Here is a 21,520-nt window from a genome sequence, read left to right as displayed (position 1 = left end):
CAAGGCGCCTCGTCAGTGGGCTCGCCTGTCAGAGGTTCCTTAGATACCGTTTCGCAGGCCGCTAGTCAGCGGTCTCAACACCACGCTCTTCGAGAAGCGGCGCGCTGACACCCTCGATTCCTGCCATGGCCAGGGTAATGAGCAGGGCAACCTGGGGACCGACATGGGAACTGTCACCTGGCGCAAACCATTCGTCCGGCGAGTGTGCACCACCTCCTTCACCACCTCCGGCAATGGTAATGGCGGGTATGCCCAGAGACATGGGCAGATTGGAGTCGGTGCTGGAAGTTCTCAGCCCCTCCAGCTCGATACCGGCGGTGTCGAAAGCCAGGGCCGCCGCCTGCACCAGTGGAGTCTGAGTGGAAGTCCGCCCTACCGGGCGATCCCCGATCAGCCGGAACTCCACCTGAATTTCGCCGTTATTCCAACGGGCATTCTCTTCCGCTACTGCCTCCAGGGCAGCGTGCCGGGCCTGTTGCTCCAGCCGCGCCAGCTCGTCCCGGTCATTGGAACGCATATCCAGGGCCAGCACGGCATCCGCGGCGATAGAGTTGACAGATGTACCACCGCCAACAGTGCCGACGGTAAAGGTGGTCTTGGGGTCTTCGGGGGTGCGAAGCTCGGCGATCTTGGCGATCGCTCTGCCCATGGCATGAATGGCGCTGGCCATACCAAAAGCGCCGAAGGAATGCCCGCCAGGACCAGTAAAGACAAACTCGAAGCGGCGACTGCCGGTTCCTCCCACGGTGATCCGCTGCAGACTGACGCCGTCTATGGAAACGAAGCCGTCAAGCTCGGGGAAATCACGGAATATAGCCTTGATACCCCGCAGGTCGCCGCGTCCCTCCTCGCCCACGTTGCCAGCGAAAATGACGTCACCAACCGTATCGATGCCGCTGGCGTTCAGGCTGTCGAGTACCGCCAGCAGCGCTGCCAGACCCCGGGTGTCATCCCCGATACCGGGTGCGTAGTAGCGGCCATCGCGGAATTCCACGGTAGTGTCGACCTCGGGAGGAAACACAGTATCGAGGTGGGCGGCAATCAGGAAGGTGGGGCCATTGCCACTGCCGCGACGGATACCGATGGCGTTGCCCTCGGCGTCGAGGTAGGCATCACCGATGCCCCGGGCTTGAAGTTGCTGCAGAAAATACCTGGCCCGTTCCTCTTCCATGAAAGGCGGTGCAGGAATTTCTGTCATGCGCAGTTGTTCTTCGATGGTAGCCGGCTCATTGCGACGAATCTGCTCCAGGGCGTCCACCACCCGCGCATCCTGGGTCAGACTTTCAAAAGTTCCGGCAAGGCCTGGATCAATGGGCACAATTTCCTGCGGGATCTGGGCGCCTGCCAGCGCTGAGTGGAGAATCAGGCCCAGCAGGACCTTCCTGGACTTTTTTAATGCCGGTTTCACGTTTGCTGCCACCTTGTCTGAACCATCGGGTTGACTGACACAGCGCTCTGGGGCATTTGACGCGGGATGGTCGTGCTGCCGGCCCGGGGCTGCAGAGAAGGACAAAAGGTAGCTCCGATACCGGACATTGTCCAGCCGAACAATGGTCTGCGGGTGCCAGAAACAGGGACTGACAGGCAAGCTGGAACTGCTGCAGGCAGGCTTTTCAATCCCGAAACTGAAAACGCCCCGAACCATTGCCGGTTCGGGGCGTTACCTGCTCGCTGGTGAAGGTGGGACCTATTCGGTGACCGTCACCGGCACGTACGCGTTTGACCAGCAGCACACATTGTCGAACTGGCTGTCCGGCGCAGTGAAGTTGTCCACCCGTAGTCGAACGACGTATTCTCCCGGCTCGGGGAAGGTAGCCCGGGTTGTGACTTCCATCCAGCCATTGCTGCCAGCCTGGGCGCTTTCGCCACCCTCGGCGGCCCGCTCCCGACCAGTAATCAAGGCCTGGTCAAACTCAGGCAGTGCCGGCCCCTGATGCAGAAGCCACTCGGTGCCAAGCGGGTAGAGCAGCATTTCGTTTTCCGGGTAGGCCGCCCGGTTGCCACGGTCCTGCACATAAGCGGTCAAGGTTACCGGAGCACCCACTTTGGTAGTGATCTGCGAAGCATAGATACCCTCTACACCGAAAGACTCAGGCCCATTGGGATTGAATCGAATAGCCGGCTTCAGGGACCCAAGTGCTCTCTCGCCATCACTCATCTCGTAGGCGGTCGATGTGGCCCGGCCCGGGACGGAGTAAGTCTTCCCGCCGGCGGTCAGAGTCCACACCACCTCGGTACCGGCCATATCCGCCGGCACCGTGACAGCAAAAGCACCACGCTCCTGAATGCCCACAAAGCCACCCCGGCTGTAGACCGGAAAGTGGGTAGGCTGGCCGCCATCGAACTGGGCCGGCTCGATGAAGTTGTTCGGTCCCAGGGGGACGTCCACAGCGGCTTCCCTGTTCAGGTTCGCGAATCCGAACAGCATCGTGACCGAGCCATCCTCGCGGCCTATCCAGCCGTTGAACATCGGCGCTACCGCTTCTCCGGTGGCGCCTCGGACGGCCAGGGGGTAGTCACGCAGGTGCTCGGGCAGCTGGGCGTACAGCGGCGCTGCGGTCAGGGCCAGGAGCGCTCCAGCGAGAGCTCCTTTAGCAAGTTTCTGATAATTATTCATGTTGCTCTCTCCTTTTGCTTGTTAGCGCGTAGCCATAGTCCGCTGATCTTGCTTTTCCCGCTCTGTGAGCATTTTTTCGTAGCCCTCTTCATCCAGATGGGTAACAGCAATCCAGGCGTGGGACATTTCATCGGTTGTCCGTTGGCCTGCGCCCACCCACTGGTCAGGGTCAGGGTTACGAGGATTATTGGCGGTATTGTCATACCAGGCCTTCAGGATGATCACCGCACCGGCGGGGATCAGCGGCTGATAGCCTTCTTCGTAGGTGTGGCTGTGGTTCCAGCCCGCATTCCAGTTGGAAACCTGGCTGATCATTTCTTTGCGGCCGGTTTCCGGGTAGAAAACTTCCATGGACATGGCGACCCCACGCAGGTGCAGGTGTGGCTGCCAGCTGTCGATACGGACCGGATGATCGAATGAATGGAAGCCCTCGGTCACCAGAGTGCCATGAGGCGGAATCATGTAGTCTCCACCACCGTCGAGGAAATAAAGAGTCAGGTCCTGAGGATAGGCAGCCTCTTCATCGAAATCCTCGTCCTGGTACCAGATGCCCACCGAAACCTGATCGTCGGCAACAGCCTTGCCATCAGGGTAGTAATGGATGCTCCAGCCTACCTTGGAGTTCGCCGGGGCCTTGCGGCAGGCGCCCTCTGGAACGTATTCGCCAAGCTTGCCATAGGCATACTCGGACAGACGACCAGCCGGCACCCAGTTCCCGTACTCATCCTGGGTCAGGAAGTGTGAGTTGGCGTGGTGCGTGGAACCATGTGCCGCCGCTGAAGGCAGTGTTTCGATGGCCTTGATGCAGCGTTCTTCGGTGATACCGGAGTCCACTTCCGGCTCCCACCAGAGGTCCTGGCCATTGGCGGGCACATCCCAGGCAGAGGATTTGATCACATGGTCAGGTGGGCCGAGCTCTCCCGCCAGACGCCATTCACCAACCGCCGGGTACTCACGCGGTGGCGGCAGATCTTCCGGATTACCCATTGGCGCGCCGGCATTTACCCAGGCAACGATTGTATCGATGTCTTCTTTTTCCAGTCGCCAGTCACCTTTCAGGTGCTGTACGCCAATATCTGAGTCGTACTGGTAGGGCGGCATCTCGCGTTCTTCAACCTTCAGCCCGATAAGCGGTGCCCAGGGGCGCACTTCTTCGTAGCTGGTAAACGACATGGGGCCGATCTGACCGGGTTGGTGGCAGATCTGGCAGTTGTCCTGGATGATCCTCGACACTTCCTTCGCGTAGGTGGGATGCTCAGCAGTCGACTGAGCATCAGCCAGGGCCGGCGTCAGAGCCAGCGCCGAGAACAATCCGATTAATCTGGTCTTCTTCATATTCCACTCCTGTTTTAGCCTTACCGAATCGTTGCGCTGTCGTTATCAGGCCGCCTTTGATCCGGTTTTTCATTCGGTGAGAATGTGCATTATCACGGGAGCAGTTTAGTGCTCTGGTAACCAATTTTATTGATGTAAATCAGAGGTCAGAGCAGCGAACGGATTTTCCTTGTTACAAAGTTTGTCGTTATGTAACAGGAGAATTCCGGGCCGATTGCGAGACAGGATGATGGATGATTCCAGGGTCTTTGGGCCCACTCCCCGGCGTTCTCGACACGAGCTGCTTATCCCGCCAGAAAGCGTCGGGCTAAATCCAGGACATCGTCCGGGTCGTAAAGCCGCCACCCCCGGGCGGTGAATGCCTCCAGGTCAGCCTCGGTGGGGAAACTGTAATAGTTGCCGGGCGCCGCCTGGGTGCAGGCCGGCAATTGACTCCGTGCCTCGACGGTCTGTACCGCCTGCACCATTTGCCGACATCCGTCGCGATACAACGCCAGAACATGGCCAAGATAGGACTTACCCCGGTCAACGGGCAAAGTGGTGGACGCTATGATCCGCCCTGCGTCAATGCTGCTGTCGTCTATATAGTGCAACGTGGTACCGATTTCTGATTCACCATTCAGCAATGCCCAGAAGGTTGCCATGACGCCTTTATAGTCTGGCAGGTGTCCGGAATGCAGATTCAGTACGCCGTGTCCTGGCACCGCCAGGGCGGGCTCGCGCAGGATCAGACCGAAACGAACCGACAGCACCAGGTCCGGCTCAGTAGCGGCAAATTTTTCCAGCCCCGCCCCGGTGTTAATGACATCCAGTTCCTGTACACCGCCAGCGAAACGACCCTGCAGTTGATCGAACCCCAGCAGCTCCGCTCCTGCAGCATGCTTACTTTCTGGCAACAGGGGGAACAGCAGTTTGTTGAACAGGTCCTGTTCAACAAACTTCAGATGCTGAAGTGGCGCAGCGAGAGGTTTACTGCCCACCCGCGCCGACAGGAACAGTGAAAGCTGATGACCCTGCAGACCCTGCAGCAGGTAATTGACTGCCAGGCAACTGGCAATGTCTCTGTTGGCAAGTAAGGTGATGTTCATCGGCGGACGCCGCGAGATTTGGTAATGCCTGATAAGGCGGCTGCGAATACCGATGTCACAGCCGCCCTATCTGATCTGTTCTGTTACGACCTGGCCTGAATCAGCGCCGCGCTCAATACGTGGCCAGGTTTCCACTCAGGATCGGAAAATCCTCGGTGTCGGAGTCGTAAGCGCCTGACTTGCTGGCTGCCGGTTCGTCAACCCTCGGCTCCAGCGTGTTTATCACGGCCTCGTCCGACTCCTGCCGAGCTTCCTCTCCGCCGTCCAGTGCAGCAGCATTGCTGGCAATCCGGATATCAAACTCGGACTGAATCTGGCCCAGCGACGCGGTGAGCTTCTGGGCCGAGGCTTTTGTACCTTCCAGAATACCCACCGCCTGCATCCGCGCCTTCAATTGCTCCCGACAATCGCTGATCTCCTGTTTTACACTCACCCGCAGTTCGGCGGCCCGTCGCTGCATGGCCTCGGTGAATGCAGCACGATAGCTCTCCAGAATCTGTTCGATGTAGTCTCTTTGCAGTGCGGGCAACTGCTCATTGATTACCCTTTGAAGCTGCTCTTTCAGGTACTCTTCGCCACCACCGCCCAGACGTTTGCGCTTCTTCCTGGCTGGAATAGACTGATCGCCGTCCCTGCCAAAGAATTTTTCCAGCACCTTGGGCCTCTTTCTGAACAGCACCAGGTCAACCAGGGAACGCTTGAGCGGAACCTCCTCAACATCCAGATCCAGCCGTGGCATGCCTGCCTGTACCTTATCACCCAGGCTGCGCAGCAACTGAGGCACGCTTTCCTCGATGCGCAGGCCGGCCTGATGCAGGCGCCCCATCTGGAACATATTGAGCCGGGCGCCGCCTGAATAGCCGGCCAGCAAGGGCCGGAAGTGATCGACAATGTTGCTGGCGTCACGACGGACTTCCTGCTCCAGCGTGTTCTTGAGGTGCCAGTTCACCAGATCCTGCCAGGAGTCATCAGTATCCAGCCATTCTGACAGGCCATTTTCCAACGCTCCGACCAGGCGGGAATAGTCCTGGCTCAGGGTGTCCAGCAACTGGTCCTTTTCCGCATCCAGATGCCCAAAGCTAGCCGACCAGTCAAGGTCCTCTACTTTTTCGATCGCCTCGGCCTGCTTCTGCTTCTTATCAATAGTCGCCCGCAACCCGACACAGGATTCCAGCAGTTCGTTGGCAGCCTTGCTGGTGGCCAGCTCGACTGTGCCCATTCCCAGCTCGCCGGCCATCCTGAGGCTGTCCGCCATGAAGTCGCGGATATATTCGTTACTGTTGAGGTAGTCGGTAAGATCCTGCAGGAAAGGGTCGAAGCCATCAGCCTCGGTGCCCGCCTGGAACTCGTCGTAAACTTCTATAGGATCAAGTTCGGGATCAAGATCCTGCGCAGTTGTCTCGTTACTATCCTGTCCTGCTGCCGACAGGCGCCTGGCTGCCGCTTTCTGCAGATCAATGGGGTACAGGCTAAGACGTCCATCCTCGATAGCCTGCCTGAGGGTAGCATTCATACTCAGAGACCGGAACGCTTCCAGCACCTGCTCGGGATTGGAGCTTTCAAGACTGGCTGTCAGACTGCCATCCGGCTGCAGATCCTGTTTCGAGCTGTCGATATTGGTGATGAGAAAAATGCGCCCATAGCTGTTCAACAGCTCTTCGAACTCATCAAAAACCTTTTCGAAGAAAAGGTTGTCGCTTCTGACCACGAAAATCCCGCAAGCCGCGGTGTTACGCAGCTCCCGGGTCATCTGGTCGTAGCCAAACTTCATGTGCGTGTAAAGCCCCGGGGTGTCGATAAGTACAGTGCCGGAATCAGCCAGGGGCTGAGCAGGCAGTTCCACGTTCACTCTTCGGATTGCTTCCGGCAGGTGCCGGGAGGGCTCGAATTCCTGACCCGCGGACTCAGCCAGCCGGATTGTGCTGGCCAGCCGCTCGTGCTCCAGCTTGATCGCGCTGCAGAGCTGCCGGCTGCCGGTAAAATCACGGGTTTCACCTGTGTAATCGGTGGCCTGAAAGCGGGGCTGCGCTGCGTTCTTCACATAGACCAGGGTGGGATAGGAAGGCAGGCTGGAGACTTCGCTGACGTAAGTGCCGCTGATGGCATTCATCAGTGTGGATTTACCACTCTTGAGTGGCCCGAAAATCAACAGGTATGCCTGCTGGTTATCGACTTTTTCCTGGAGGTTTCCATAGCGGTGCTGAATGTCCCGCAGATTGGCTCTGATTTCGTTCAGGCAGTCCAGATCAATCTGGCCCAGCTGCCCTGAAAGAGCGCTGACAGCCCTGTCCAGCCGATACCCGAACGGCCCAAGCTGCCGGGAAAATTGCTCGCAAAAACTCTGTACTTCAGTCTTCATCAGAAATGAACTCCCTGTGAGTCAACCCGGAAGGGGAATTTCAGTCGCGTAATGAATCGACCCAGTCGTGCAGTGCCTCTGAATTACTGTGTTTCAGAGCGTGACCGCCGAACCCGGCCGACCAGAATAACCGCTGCTGCTGAACCCTCCACCCTCCTTCTGTCAGGACTTTAACGTCAGGACATTAAAAGGCAGGGTCTTAAATTTAGGAACTTAACTATGTATCGACAGTTATTTGAGAACTTCCATAGTTTTGAAAAATAGTTGTGCCCACCTTCCGATAGGGCGAAGCGCCTGCGATTTAAATGGCGTTAAGAGTTATTGTGAGGACGAGCCAACACCGGTCGAATACCCGATAACCGACAGTGCCGACCTTCTGCTATCAGAGGCGTCCCGAAGAGCCTCCGAGCCGATATCGCACTGGTGCCCCTATGGTTGGACCAGCGTCAAGGTACGTGACTCCCAGCCTGCTCTGCACTGTCCGGGCAATGCACCGCCGCCTGGCTGGAGGTAAAAATGACCTCCAGCAGTGATAATCAGAGGTTCCTTGGTGTGAACATGCCCTAGAGGCCGGCGTACCAGACGGCACCATTCCAGTCTTCCCACCAGCCGCCGCGCCCGGCACCGATCGACTCCAGGCTGTTTACTACCTCGACCCGTTCAACAAACTTGGCGTGCTTGTAGCCAATCTGAGTCTCGATGCGCAATCGTAGCGGCGCACCGTTTTTTTCGGGCAGGGCCTCGCCGTTCAGGCCATAGGCGAGAATGGTCTGCGGGTGAGTCGCGGCCAACAGGTCGATACTCTCGTAGTAAGGGAGCTGGTTGTACTGGGTATCCATGCAGTGAAAGACCACATATCTGGCGCCCTCCCTGATGCCTGCCATGGCGAGCAGGCTGGCGAGAGGCACGCCGGTCCAGGCGCCGATTGCACTCCACCCTTCGTCACAAGTGTGCAGGGTTATCTGCGTCTGGGCCGGCAATGCCTTCAAGTCCGCGAGACTCAGGTTGAGGGGATTGTCCACCAGGCCGTCCAGAGTGAATGACCAATCGGCAAAGCCATTCTCCTTGACCCGGTGGTAGCGGTCGTCTCCCGGCGAGGTCACACCGCTGGTCGGAAAATCCAGCGCCACGTCGGCCCGACTGAATTCACGAACCCTGGGCTGCCCTCTGAGGAGCAGATCGTGGACTCCGTAGTTCATGGCATCGGCGATATCATAGACATTGCGGATAGAGCCGGGATACCGGTAGGTTGCCAGAGCAACCCCGCCAGCCGCACCACCAATGAGAGCACTTCGTATCACCGCGCGACGCTTGATCTTTACTGGCATCTAAAAGTCCTCCGGGGTGATGCGAAAGCGCCCGGTGATCATGGCCCGGACAGAATTGAAGAAGCCTGCTACAAAAAGCTGCACAACATGCACAAGGACAAACAGCACCATTGAGAAAGCGAACACGAAATGCAGAGTCCGGGCCGACTGCCGGCCTCCGAACAGGTCGAACAGAAATGGCCAGGCTGCTGTTACGCTGTTGGACATGGTCAACCCGGACAGAAACAATAAAGGCAGCAGAATAAACATCACGCCCAGGTAGCTGAACTTTTGCAGCGTGTTGTAGCGGCGCGCCGCATCGCCCCTGGCACGTCGCAGTCTCAGGTGATCGACTATATCCCGACCCAGATGGCGGGGAGACAACTCATGCTTCCCGGGCAACCAGCTGCTCCTGAGCCTGCCGCTGGCAACCAGGTGATAGACATAGGCCAACCAGCTGAGTACCAGCACCCAGGCGGCGGTAAAATGCAGGGCACGGGTGCCACCAAACTGGAATCCGCTGGGAAAATTAAACAAGCGTACAAAGGGCTGACGATTCACCCGGCCCAGAATACCGGTTACATCCAGGGATTGGGAGCCGATCCGGATCGCCATCTTTGCGGGTTCGCTGGAGGTATCGGCCACCAGCTCGGCGACTGCCGGTGTACCAAAGTATCCCGTCTCTCCCCAGTAAAGGCGGGGGTGGATGTTGAATATCCAGAATCCGCTCCATACCAGTATGAAGATTGCCAGCGCTGACACCCAGTGTAACAACCGGGTCGAGAGAGGAAAACGCAGGTAAGCAAAAGAGCCGGGTTGCCCTGAATCCAGCTTGTCCTGTTGCGAGTGATTCTCCACAGCCTTGTGCTCCCTGTTACCTGCAGTTGTGTAAGCATCTGGCCCGGTGAAAAGCGACCCCGGGAAGGAAACCTTTCTGAGCCAGAAGCCCCGTGATTTAACAATTCAAGGTTCGACCGACATCTGTTGAGATGGCGACGCAGCGACGTATACCGGGAAGGTGTATCACAGCTCTCCTACTGTCCTATTTTCCTTGTATCCCTTGTATCCCTTGTTTCCCCTGCTCTCTCTGTTCGCGCTTCCTGTTCTCCCTTCATTGCTCTCCTGCCGCCCCTTCTACAATACACTGTGTGCTTTCACTTTCACATGCCATGAACAAAGCGGCGCATGCAGCGGGCCGGCCCCGTCAGACCGGGCGTTTCAGATCGGGGCGCCGGGGGGCATCGGTAATGGCTTGGTCAACAAACTCTCGCGTGAGCCCCGGTCAAACCAGCTGTCTATTTCATCCAGTGCCAGCTGGTGACTGGCCAGCCACAGAATACCGCCCCCCTCCCGCCGAGCATTGATCCGGTCGCGCAGGTCACGCAGTGCCAGGGCAACCTGAGACTTTACCTGATTATCCAGTGCATCGTGCCGCACCAGCTCCATAAGCCGGTACAGGATTACGTGGTTAAGAGCCCGTTGCACGGTGGCCTGCTGGTCATCCGCTGCCGAGAACCGGTAGGCGTTGTCCAGCAAGCGGGTTACCACGGCGTAGACAGTTGGAAGTGATCGGTCATTGCCGTGTAGATTACTGACCCGGGTAAGGCGCTGGGGGTGCAGCACGCCGCTGACGATATGGTCGGCGAGAGATTCGGCCATTGCCACATAATCAAGGTTCTGGAATGTACGACCCGAAAAACTTTCCCTGCCCCGGGCATAACCGATTGGCTTGGGAGGAATAAGCTCCAGAATGGCAGCAGGCAGAGTCAGCTCGACCGTATCCAGCGTCGCGATCAACGCATCCAGAGCTCGCAGCTGCTCATCAGCAGGAACCGGGACGATAACCGGGTCGGTGGCCTCGGCAACGCCGTCATAAACTGCGTAGTCATAGTAGGTTCCACCTATCAGCCGATGGGTGGCTTCTATCTGATAGCGGTGCAACAGGTAGAGTGGAACCAGCACCTCTTCCAGCTCTGCATAGGGCTGCCCGGCGCGAATATTCCGTCGGCCAAACTGGCTCATAGCCTCGCGGCGAACTTCCAGCAGGTGCTCCAGCTCCTCGGTGGGATAAGCGCCGTTATCCCACATATGTGCCAGCGGATGAGAGCTGCCAGGTGGCCTGCTGTCCTGGTCGGAGATAAACAGCAGCCCTGCATCCGCGCTTTCCTGCAGGGTGTTAGCCAGACCGACAGCCTCTTGCTGGGGACTGCTGTATTCGCTATATCCGTATTTGATTACCTGGTAATCCCACTGTCCAAGACCGATGTCGTAGGCGTTCAAGGCATTCAGAACCCCCTGGTCGTCAATGTCGATCAGAGGATGGGGATAGTCCATTACCGAGGCCCGTTGATTTATGCTGGCGGCGAAATTATGGGCAATACCCAGGGTGTGACCCACCTCGTGGGCAGACAACTGCCTGATACGGGACAGGGCCAGCTGCTGTATGGACTCATCGGCCCCTTCCATCGCCAGGCCGATCAATGACTGTGCTATGCGATAATCCTGCCTGACCCGCAACGAACCGAGAGTTACCTTGCCTTTGATGATTTCACCGGTACGCGGATCTATGACACTTGACCCGTAAGACCAGCCTCGCGTGGAACGATGCACCCATTGAATAACGTTATAGCGGATATCCATGGGGTCGGCATCTTCAGGCAGCAGTTCCACCTGAAATCCATTACGAAAGCCTACTGCCTCGAAGGCGTCAGCCCACCAGCGGGCGCCGTCAAGCAAGGCTGAACGCACGGGTTCGGGCACCCCCGGATCCAGATAGTAGACTATAGGTTCCACAGCCTCGCTGACAGCGGCATCCGGGTCACGCTTCTGCAATCGGTGCCGACCGATGAAGCGTTGTGTCATATCTTCGTTGATAGGGGCTGCATAGTCCTCGAAGCCCCTGGACCAGAAACCGGACTTCGGATGAAAGCGTCGTGGCTGATAGCCTGGCTCGGGCAACTGGACCAGCGAATGGTGCAGTCGTACCGAAATACTTTGAGGGTCCGGTACCACAGTGCGAACCAGGTTCCCTCCCCGCGCAGCGCTGGTGTAAGTAAGCAGTGCCTCGAATTCCGAATTTTGAGGGAAATTTCGGGTCCGGGGCATGTAGATTGCCGAGCGTGATACATCGACGGCGTAATTACCCTGCTCTCCTGCGGCCAGGCTGTTGGTTACACCGTGCGCATCCCGCAGCAGGAACCCGGTAGCGTCCACCAGTACCCGTGCTGCGGATTCGGCTATGATTTCAAAGCCCCACAACACCGATTCGGCAAAGGCTTCTTCAACGGCCAGGCGTTCCAGTTCATTGTCTGACTGAGCCCGGTAATCCAGGTTGATCTGTTTGAGGAATATCTTGTTGCCAAAGCGTTCGAACTCCACTACCCGGGTATCCCCGATCTGGCCACGATCCAACCCGATGTCATTGGACCCGACTCCTGTAGCCAGAGAGTTCACGTACAGGAATTCTTCGTCGAAGCGCTCTATCTCCAGTAGCAGACGGCCGCTGCCGGCCTCGTAATAAAAGTTGAAGTAACCCGGATGGGGGTCGGCCCCGGCTACAGCCTGTTCTATGGTCGGCATCTCTTCAGCAGCGAACACGCCACCGGAAACAGCCAGCGCAACAACCAGAAAAACGACGAATCTGTACATGGGAAAAACCTGAATTGAAAGAGACTGGGGGTGAGTAGAAGACTAATGGCTTGGCGCGAGAATGGCAACGGGCGGAAACATTGCGACCGCACCTGGCAGCCGCGCAGCAGTCCCGGACTAAGAATTCAGGCAGTGATCGGGTTAGAATCCACGCCCCGGCAGTCCCGTTGTCTTGCTGTCATGTCAACCACCCCAAAGGGAACTCCCCTGGAATGCACAATCCTCAATCTGGTTACACCGTCGCGCTAGCCGTCGCCAGCGCCGGAATTGCCTTGTTTTCGGTCATGGATGTGGTAATGAAGGGACTGTCGCTGGGCCTCGGCGCTTACAACGCGATGCTCTGGCGCAGCCTGATCGGCGTTGTGGTTGCTGGCATTCTGTTTCTACGGAGCCGACCCACCCTGCCCGAGCCTGCGGTGATACGTTTACACGTCCTGCGTGGCCTGATTCTTGCCATAATGGCGTTTCTATTCTTCTGGGGCCTGAAATTCCTGCCCGTTGCGGAAGCTGTAGGACTAACCTTCATTGCACCGCTGTTCGCTCTCTACCTGGCCAGAGTGCTGCTCAAAGAGACCATCAGTCGTCGGGCTGTCATTGCCTCTCTGATCGGTCTGCTGGGTGCCGGTGTCATTATCACCGGGCGGTTCAGCGGCCAGTATGACGAAGAGACCAGCAAGGGAATTATCGCCGTTCTTGCCTCGGCGCTGCTGTATGCCTACAACCTGATCCTGCAACGCCAACAGGCGCTCGTGGCCCGGCCGGTCGAAATCGCATTCTTTCAGAACTGCGTGCTGCTGGCGCTATTCGGCAGTCTGGCGCCTTTTTTTGGTGAGATTCCGGCGCCTGTTTTTCTCAGCCCGCTGGTGGCAGCCGCGGTGCTGAGCATTGCGTCGTTGCAGATGATGTCCTGGGCCTATGCCAGAGCCCCCGCAAATATCCTTTTGCCAGTCGAGTACACGGCTTTCGTCTGGGCTGCCATCCTGGGCTGGATAGTGTTTGATGAAACGGTGACACCCACAACCATCCTGGGCACCATCCTGATCGTCGCAGCCTGTCTTGTTTCAGCCAGGAACTGGTCTTCTCACGAGGACGATAGCGCAGTCGCCTGACAAAGGGGGGTAACTTTACTGCCTGGCAGCTGTTTGAGGGAATTTGTTGCAGGAACCTGAGCTATCCCAGGTTCTGCTTGCTGATCGTGACAGGACTTAATCCACGGCTCCCTTGGGTTGCTCGGCGGTGCCAGTCAGTTCAATGAGCAACTCGTTGCGGTAACGCACTGGATCCGACAGACGATTCTCCCGGCCCGCAATGACCTCGGCAGCGGTAAACGGCTCAAAACCCTCCTTTTCCGGGTATAGCCGGTTAACCAGCCAGGTCATTAAGGCAGCCATCTGCTCATCGGATACCTGTGCATCCGTGACACCGGGAACACGGAGTGCGTAGTGCCGACCTTCGGGTACCGTCAGCAACAGACCGAGTTCCTCCCGCAGATCGGGAATGTCAGGAGGATCTCCCGCGCCGTTCTCAAGATGGCAGCCGGCACAGTGCAACAGGTAGGCAAAGGAAGGTGAATCTCCCGACTCTGCATTCGCTGCCGTGCCGATCGACAAGGCCAGAATCATGACGGCGAACATTGCTGCAACACGCCTCACAGAATTCGCACTAACCCGTGCCTCGGCCAGGTTACTGACACAGTGGGAAGGACAACCCTTTAAGTGAGTATAAAAAGTGTTCATGGACTCAGCTGCTGATAAAGATTGGGGAAATGCTCGGCCCGGTATTTAAGAGGATCGTAAAGCGGGTTGGCACGACCCGCTTCAATTTCCGGAACAGTAAAGGGTTTAAATCCGGACCGTTCCGGATAATAGGTGGTAATTATCCAATTCATCAGGTCAGCCACCTCGTCCACGGCTATCGGAACGCCAACGACACCCGGCACTCGCAGGATGAAATCTCTGCCTTTGGGTGTATCGAGCAGGTTACCGAGATCGATTCGCAGGTTCGGCACTTCGGGTGGCACGCCGCTGCCATCCACCAGATGACACCCGGCACAAAACTGCAAAAAATGAAACTGTTCCCGCCCCGTCTGTGCCATCGCGGCACTTGCCACCAGAGAAGTGGTAGCAAGCGCCAGCATGGTGACAGACCGCAGCATCCGCTTCAGATCAGGGATCGACGACATTGCTGGCACCAACACCGATGATTCGCGCCAGGGTGCAATGATAGGCATGGCTGGTAGACCCGAAACACCAGAGAATGCTGTTAGCTTTACTCGGGAAATAAACCGGTCGATCGCCTTCCGAACGGTGACACCCACAGCGACCGCAACCACCCTTGCCACAGCAGTCGTTATAGGAAATCAGGTAGTCCTGGCCGTCGGCAGGATTCTGACAGGTTCCAATCCAGGCCACCGTGGCGGTTTCCGCCCCAGGAGGACACTGAGTAACGGTACCACCACAGCATGAGCAAAGACTGCCGCTCATGGCGCAGTAACGCCAGTATTCGCAGGCTTCGGGATCACCCATATCGGGAATGTCGTCGGAGCTCTGCGCATTGGCCTCACGAATAACAGGCAGTATCGGAATTGTCCCCATACCAACCAGGAGAACCCCTAACCTGCCGAAAAACGAGCGGCGGGAAGTTCTGGCTGCGAAGAAGCGGATCGCTCCGGTCGTGGCCGCGTCCAGATCTTTGAGTAATTGTTCCAGGAGCTGTTCTCGGTTGTTCATGCCTGTTCTCCAATAAGTTCTTCTTTGACCAGGTAGTCCTGAATCGACTCATAGCCACTGCGCATCGAATCTACCAGGCTTTCCAGATGTTCACGGCTGTTTACCAGCCCTTTGGACCTCAACACGCCCTGCTCGTCGATCAGGACTGCATAGGGCAGTTTGCCCACTTCAAATTTCATTCCAAGTTCCAGTGAAACGATGTAAGGATAAGATTCGAGTTTCATCTTGCTTACGTAATCACTGTGCTTCTTGACCTGGCCTCCATCACTACCAAACACCAGGGAAAGTTTTTCACTCTTCGCCATGGATTTGGCCGTAGGTACCAGCTCCTTGCAGATGGGGCAGGTCGGAGACACGAACAGAACCAATTGTGGAATCTTACGAACCCCGCCTATGGTTATCGAATCACCTTTGAGATCCGGAACCGAGAGTATCGGTGCCGGTTGCCCCACTTTAGGCCCAGCTGTAGTCATCAGGGCGCCAGCAGGAGCAAGGCGGGTGTGGAGAACGCCGATCTGACGTGCCAGCGCGAACATCGCCAGAACCAGTATCAGCACTACTGCGGACAGCAGCAAAACTATTTCAAAAATGTAACTATCCATTGCTGGAACTCCTGTGGGTCATAACGGATTGATTTCTTACCAGTTGCTCCACCAACAGATAGACCATGGCAAGCACCGCTGTCATTAAAATTAGAAAAGGCATATCGCTCCATGCGACGGATCGCTGAGCGCCCGGGGTCAGCAGCAGGCTGCTGCCCAGAACCAGCACAACGTTGCGCACCACCAACCACACTGACAGTACCTGTGGCTGACCACCGCAACCGCAATCGATGTCCTTGCGCCCGCGCAGTATGTTGACAGCCATGGCCAGGGCATACGTAGAGAGCAGCAGCACGGCAAGGAATGCGGCGAAAGAGCGTGTCATCGGTATCAGAATGAGGAAGACCACCGCCATTTCGACAATCGGCAGCAGACGCGCCGCAGTCGGCACCAATGCTGCAGGCAGAATCTCGTAGGCGGCCAGCTGACCTTCAAACTCGGCCAGCGAACTCATCTTGTGCCTGGCGGCCATAAAGAACAGCAACGCCAGGGACACCGAGATGACAAGTGTTATTAAAGGATCAATCATGTGAGCATTAACTCCTGTCGTCCACAGCGCTTAGTCAAACCAGAGATTCTGGATCAGGCCACCGCGGATATCTTCGACTACGCGGATAAGCCCACCGGTCCGCGGATTACGGATTTCAAGATTGCCACCGACAGACATCATCATCAGCGGTTCCTCGTCCTGAGTCAGCTGAACGCTGCTCACCTCATGACCATCATCAACGGCCAGTCGGTATCCACGACGCTGAGTGGGCACATTGAATCCCCAGACTTCGGTGCCGGCATCCTCGAAAGTTTCCTGTCCACCACCCTGATGCATCACCGTAACCAGTATTCCGGTGTCGGCATTGTAAGCGAACGGCTGCCTGCCACCGATCCGCCAGTTATCATCAGGCGTCACGACAAAGCCGTTGCGGTCAGGCGTTTCCGAGTCCGGCGGGTTAATGGACCAGCCGTCTGTTACCAGCACTTCGCCACCTTCAACGGTGACTTCATAGACCATGCCTTCCAGCGACATGAAAATCCAGCCTTCAGCTGACGCCACTGCGTAATCGTAGACCGGGTCCTCTTCCAGGTCGAAGAAAACCTCACTGCGTCGTCGGCCAATCTCCGCGCCGCTTTCATCAAGCTCTATAAGCTGAACTCTGCCGTCAGCACAGGCCATGATAAAGCCGCCATCCACCGGGTAGACGCCCGCGCAGTTGGGTGTTGAAACCTCACCGACGAATTCATTGGTTTCGGTATTAACGATTGACACTGACACGCCGGGAGAAATATTCCAGACACCGATGAATTTATCATCAATCAGACCGATCATTCCGCTGTGACCTATGCCTGCCGCCCTGGCGGGAATCTCCACTTCAACTACGGGCAGCGTTGTCGTTGCATCGAAACCGATAACGACATCGGTGCGGTCACCGTAGACGTTCCGTGTGTAGAAAGATCCGTACGCATAGATCATACCCTTGTCCATGTGTGGCCGGATTGCCGGGGAAAACTGCGACAGCTGCAACGTTCCTTTGACCCGACCTGAATCACCGTCAATCAGGTAGGCAATTTGACCACCCCGGACGGAAAACCAGTGGGGGCCGATATCCTCAATATCAAGGACCAGCGAATCTCCAGCCACGGTGTCCCAAGGCTGAGCATTAGCAGTGACCGCGGCCGCTGCCATCATCACAAAATAAACCAGACGCTTAAACATTCATTACTCCCAGGAAAATATCCATTCGGTGCTTGAAAATCACAAAGATCTTATCACGAGGATATGCTACCGAATAGCTAGAGTCTTTATTCGTGTTACCGGTTTATATTCCCGGCCGTTTTACTACTACATTTCTATGCCTGTCCCTGCCTCCTATAAACAGCGGGGTAGGCACGTTATGAATTAGCAATCTCTATGCCATATTAGATAAAGCACTGTATCTCAATGATTTGGTTCATTATTCATGCACTCGCCAGGAATGGGCGCCCGAAAAACGGCACTCAATAAGCGCATTGGCGGTTCCGTACCATGTGATATCGCACCAAAAGGTGACAACCGTCACCTGTATAATCGAAACTTCTGCGCACGAAAGATAAATGAAACGCACAGCCTGTTCCCTTTTATCAGCTCTCATACTTTATTTTTACCGCACTCAGAAAAGCCAGACCAGGGGTCTAAGATTCAGCCCGCGCCCTGATAACCGTATATTTTGAATGGCTTTACATTCCTTCCCGTTAGTAAAGCGGTTTTCAGCGGCACGCGCCTGGTTAAAGCCCTGCCCGGCGCGCGCAGCCCGGGCGCCTACCGTGCGCGCAGAAAGTGCGCCAACAGCACCAGTAAAGTGCACTTTGCTCGCACCAGTCTCGCCGCATTGCTGCGTTAGATACGGATAATAATATTTATCTATATTGATCGATAGGTTATTAAAACAGCATTGAATATTACCTCGAAGAGACCTGGCAAGCCTTCACCAGGAAGCATATTACCTATATATATCATTATGTTACGTGCCTCCCCGGCCTGACAGCTGATTGTCAGCTCAATTCTTTTAAAAACTTTCTCAGCATCACAGAGAGCCCCGAAGTTTAACTTTGGCACAAATACTGCTGAAGAATATTGCGAAAGCTAGTGCAGCTTCAGGCACAAAGAACATCGTTGGCGGTCCAAATCACCTTCAGAGAAGAATAAAGGGCGCCATGTGTATTAATACTATCTAAATGTTTCAACCATACCTGCGAGGCATCACAATGCGCACCGACTGCAAAACAAGCCCGACCCGATATAGAATGAACGTACTGTCAGCGGCGATCTCCGCCGCACTGATTCCCCTGGCATCTCCCGTCCAGGCACAAGACGAAGTGGAAGAGGTGGTTGTCACCGGATCGCGTATCACTCGTTTTGAAGGTGACTACGTCGCCCCGGTTTTATCTCTGGGAGCAGAGCGAATCCAGCAATCAGGAAACGTCAATATAGAAGATTTCGTCAGTGAAGTTGGGGCGCTGGTTGGGTCATCCGGTTCATTTAATACACAGCGGGACGACGGTGGCGCCCAGGCCGGGGTTAACGCGCTGAATATGCGCAACCTCGGTAACAACCGTACGCTGACCCTGGTCAACGGCCGGCGCCACGTAAGCGCCATTGCCACCGGCGAGCCCCTGGTCGACACCAATACCATCCCGATCGCCCTGATCGAGCGGGTCGACGTCCTCACCGGCGGCGCCTCGGCGGTCTATGGTGCTGACGCGGTATCAGGGGCCGTGAACTTCGTATTGAAGGACGACTTTGAGGGTTTTGCCGTCCGCACCCAGGGCGGCATGTCCGACCAGGGTGACGCGGAAGATTTTTTCGCCTCCTTTACCGCGGGTACCAATTTTGCAGACGGCAAAGGTAACGTGACCGCCAGCTACGAGTACCGCAATCAGGAAAGGCTGGAGATTTTCGAACGGGATTACGCCCTCAAGAAGAGGCAGTACCTGCAGAACAACCCGGCAGAGTTCCGTCAGACAGACGATCCCAATGTTCCAGATCGGATTCTGACCCCTCCGGGAAGCCGCACCTTTACTTATACGGCCCCGGATGGTCGCTATGATATTCTCGGCTTCGACCCTGTCAGCGGGGAAGAGCTGACCTATCCGTCACCCATCGCATTGAACGCCGAAGGGACACAGTTTGACGAAGGCACACCGATCTCCGGCTTCGCCCAGCTGTATGGCGACGGCACTCCGACTGCGTATTTCTCATCCTCGCTGATCCCGGAACTGGAGACCCATTCTTTCAACGTACTTGGACGCTATGACCTGAACGACTACGCCACCGCTTTCGGTGAGTTTAAATTTGTCCGCTCTGATGCGGTAAACCCGCAAAGCTCTTCCTACACCACGGTGCTGGAGCTTAGCCTGGACAACCCGTTCATTCCGAGTTCCTTCAACAGCGTACTGGCCAGCATTCAGGACCCCTCAATCAACCTGGCGCGGGACGACCTGGAGATGCGCTCACTGAACGACAATACCCGGGACACTACCCGCTTCGTGGTCGGACTGCGTGGCGACCTGACTGATTGGCTGAGCTACGAAGCATCGGCCAACTACGGAGTCACCGACGTAACAGCAAGGCTCAACAACCAGCGCCTTGAGGACCGCTACTTTGCATCCCTGGATGCGGTGATTGATCCTGCCACGGGTCAGGCCACCTGCCGTTCTAACCTGGACCCCTCTGCAGTTCCGCCAAACGACTCTGTTGTATCCCCCTGGAATCCTGATGTGTGGGGCGACCCGGCTAATATGACCTTCACACCGGGGCCCAACAGTGGCTGTGTCCCCTTTAACCCTTTTGTGAGTGGTGAGCAGTACTTTTTAACCCCTGGCAGAATCAACCCGAACGATCCCAACGGAGCAGCCCAGGCGTTTATCACCAACGCTGGCGTTCCTCTGAAGAGCGAAGGTCAGGCAGAGCAGACTGTGTTTAACGCCTTCGTGGCCGGCAACAGCTCCGGCCTTGGTTTCGAGCTGCCTGCCGGAGCCATCGATTTTGTTCTGGGCGGAGAATACCGCGAGGAGAAAGTCGAGGACACGCCCGATCGGCTGCGCAGCAACCCCAACGGTCTGACCCCGTTCGATTTCGTCCGACCCAGCGGCTCATCCTATGACGTTTCCGAGCTGTTCACCGAAGTTTCGGTGCCAGTCTTCGAGGATCTTGGCCCTCTGATGCAGGGTCTGCGACTGGATGGCGCCTACCGTTATTCGGACTGGTCGACAATCGGTCAGACCACTGCCTACAGCCTCGGCGTCAACTGGACACTGAACGACAGTCTTATCGTTCGGGGATCGTTGGGTGAGTCAGTGCGAGCACCTAACCTGGTTGAATTGTTCGAGCCAGAGAATCAGGCCTCTTTCCGCCCGGACGATCCCTGTGAGGCAGCCAACCTGGGATTCCAGACCGCCAACACGGTTGCCAACTGTCAGGCTGAACTATCGGCACTGGGAATTGATCCGAACGGTTTCGTATCCGCTTCACCGGTGGGCCGTCCGGGCGTACGGGGTGGAAACCCCAACCTTGAGGAGGAAACCAGCGAAACTCAGACTCTTGGACTTGTCTACACACCACAATGGGCGCCCGGTCTGGTTGCCGCCATCGACTGGTGGGAGATCGACATGTCCCAGGGCGTACTCTACCCCAGTGACGACGAAATCGTCGAGCGATGCTACGATCAACCAACCACCAACAACTCTTTCTGTGATCTTTTCTCACGCCAGACAGAGGGCGCATTGGTCGGTATTATCGTCGATCTGGAGCAACGCCCAGTCAACGTCAGTACCCTGTACACTTCCGGTGTTGATTTCAGCCTGAACTACCCAATCGATCTCAACGATTACGGTACGCTTTCACTGGCTCTGAACGGCACCTACCTGGAGTCGCTGAAGACGCAGCCTACTACTGACCCAAGACTGATCGATGAAGCGGGCCTGGACGATACCCTGCTGGGTGAACAGGCGCCGGAATGGGTCGCAAACCTCAATGCCAACTGGCTGCGCGGGCCACTGTCTGTGACTTACCGGTTCCGTTATCAGAGCCCGCTGGCTCTCTACCGGGATGATGAGATTGCCCGCGAGCCGGACATCTCCGCTTTTCTGGAAACCGATGCTTTGATGGTTCATGACATTCAGGCCAGTTATACCTTCAACAACGGACTGGAAACCTATTTTGGGGTGAACAATCTGACAGAACAGGAGCCGGATCCTTCGTACCTGAATATTCCGGTTGGACCCAGAGGCCGGGTTGTTTACCTGGGGCTGTCGGCAGACTTTGAAAGCCTGTCCAACCTCAATCCTTTCCGATAGGAATAA

Annotated in this window: 16 protein-coding genes; 2 read left to right on the top strand and 14 right to left on the bottom strand. The window is 56.5% G+C overall.

The genetic code is table 11. From position 1 onward, the window contains the following. Window positions 1-61 precede the first annotated feature (61 nt). The 8 genes from R3F50_07890 to R3F50_07855 form a co-directional block, all read right to left on the bottom strand. Complete coding sequence (locus R3F50_07890; GenBank protein ID MEZ5490227.1) at window positions 62-1,408, bottom strand: M20/M25/M40 family metallo-hydrolase; 1,347 nt, start codon at window positions 1,406-1,408, stop codon at window positions 62-64. A gap of 279 nt (window positions 1,409-1,687) precedes the next feature. Next, complete coding sequence (locus R3F50_07885; protein MEZ5490226.1) at window positions 1,688-2,617, bottom strand: hypothetical protein; 930 nt, start codon at window positions 2,615-2,617, stop codon at window positions 1,688-1,690. A 21-nt stretch (window positions 2,618-2,638) separates the two neighbouring features. Continuing rightward, complete coding sequence (locus R3F50_07880) at window positions 2,639-3,952, bottom strand: hypothetical protein (protein ID MEZ5490225.1); 1,314 nt, start codon at window positions 3,950-3,952, stop codon at window positions 2,639-2,641. A gap of 284 nt (window positions 3,953-4,236) precedes the next feature. Further along, entirely contained in the window at window positions 4,237-5,040 is an 804-nt protein-coding gene (locus tag R3F50_07875; protein MEZ5490224.1) for a formyl transferase, read from the bottom strand. 112 nt (window positions 5,041-5,152) lie between these two features. Next, complete coding sequence (locus R3F50_07870) at window positions 5,153-7,399, bottom strand: dynamin family protein (GenBank protein ID MEZ5490223.1); 2,247 nt, start codon at window positions 7,397-7,399, stop codon at window positions 5,153-5,155. Window positions 7,400-7,962: 563 nt separating this feature from the next. Then, the gene (locus R3F50_07865) at window positions 7,963-8,727 is read right to left on the bottom strand and encodes a molybdopterin-dependent oxidoreductase (GenBank protein ID MEZ5490222.1); all 765 of its coding nucleotides are present in this window, start codon (window positions 8,725-8,727) and stop codon (window positions 7,963-7,965) included. After that, complete coding sequence (locus R3F50_07860; GenBank protein MEZ5490221.1) at window positions 8,728-9,564, bottom strand: cytochrome b/b6 domain-containing protein; 837 nt, start codon at window positions 9,562-9,564, stop codon at window positions 8,728-8,730. 360 nt (window positions 9,565-9,924) lie between these two features. Beyond that, entirely contained in the window at window positions 9,925-12,354 is a 2,430-nt protein-coding gene (locus R3F50_07855) for a zinc-dependent metalloprotease (protein ID MEZ5490220.1), read from the bottom strand. Window positions 12,355-12,566: 212 nt separating this feature from the next. Here R3F50_07855 and R3F50_07850 point away from each other — a divergent pair, with 212 nt between their 5' ends. Then, window positions 12,567-13,463: a DMT family transporter gene (locus tag R3F50_07850; GenBank protein MEZ5490219.1), complete on the top strand. Its 897-nt coding sequence runs from the start codon at window positions 12,567-12,569 to the stop codon at window positions 13,461-13,463. A 96-nt stretch (window positions 13,464-13,559) separates the two neighbouring features. Here R3F50_07850 and R3F50_07845 read toward each other — a convergent pair whose 3' ends face one another. From R3F50_07845 to R3F50_07820, 6 genes are all read right to left on the bottom strand, one after another. After that, window positions 13,560-13,988 carry a cytochrome c gene (locus R3F50_07845; GenBank protein MEZ5490218.1) on the bottom strand — a complete coding sequence of 143 codons (429 nt, stop codon included), beginning with the start codon at window positions 13,986-13,988 and terminating at the stop codon, window positions 13,560-13,562. Between the two features lie 98 nt (window positions 13,989-14,086). After that, complete coding sequence (locus tag R3F50_07840; GenBank protein MEZ5490217.1) at window positions 14,087-14,536, bottom strand: hypothetical protein; 450 nt, start codon at window positions 14,534-14,536, stop codon at window positions 14,087-14,089. Next, window positions 14,520-15,083 (bottom strand): methylamine dehydrogenase light chain, encoded by a 564-nt coding sequence (locus tag R3F50_07835; protein MEZ5490216.1) that lies wholly within the window; start codon window positions 15,081-15,083, stop codon window positions 14,520-14,522. Before R3F50_07835 ends, R3F50_07840 begins: the two co-directional genes overlap by 17 nt. Beyond that, window positions 15,080-15,685: a methylamine dehydrogenase accessory protein MauD gene (mauD, locus tag R3F50_07830; GenBank protein MEZ5490215.1), complete on the bottom strand. Its 606-nt coding sequence runs from the start codon at window positions 15,683-15,685 to the stop codon at window positions 15,080-15,082. Before mauD ends, R3F50_07835 begins: the two co-directional genes overlap by 4 nt. Further along, window positions 15,678-16,214: a MauE/DoxX family redox-associated membrane protein gene (locus R3F50_07825; GenBank protein ID MEZ5490214.1), complete on the bottom strand. Its 537-nt coding sequence runs from the start codon at window positions 16,212-16,214 to the stop codon at window positions 15,678-15,680. Before R3F50_07825 ends, mauD begins: the two co-directional genes overlap by 8 nt. A gap of 30 nt (window positions 16,215-16,244) precedes the next feature. Continuing rightward, a complete protein-coding gene (locus R3F50_07820) occupies window positions 16,245-17,396 on the bottom strand; it encodes an amine dehydrogenase large subunit (protein MEZ5490213.1) in 1,152 nt (383 codons plus the stop codon). A gap of 1,067 nt (window positions 17,397-18,463) precedes the next feature. On the opposite strand from R3F50_07820, the gene R3F50_07815 reads away from it, so the two are divergent. Next, window positions 18,464-21,514 carry a TonB-dependent receptor gene (locus R3F50_07815; GenBank protein ID MEZ5490212.1) on the top strand — a complete coding sequence of 1,017 codons (3,051 nt, stop codon included), beginning with the start codon at window positions 18,464-18,466 and terminating at the stop codon, window positions 21,512-21,514. The last annotated feature ends 6 nt before the right edge of the window (window positions 21,515-21,520 follow it).

It is taken from the genome of Gammaproteobacteria bacterium, from assembly GCA_041395725.1.
Taxonomy (GTDB): Bacteria; Pseudomonadota; Gammaproteobacteria; order Pseudomonadales; family Pseudohongiellaceae; genus NORP240.
Note: the sequence above shows the minus strand (reverse complement) of the source record. Positions and strands in the feature narration are given on the sequence as shown.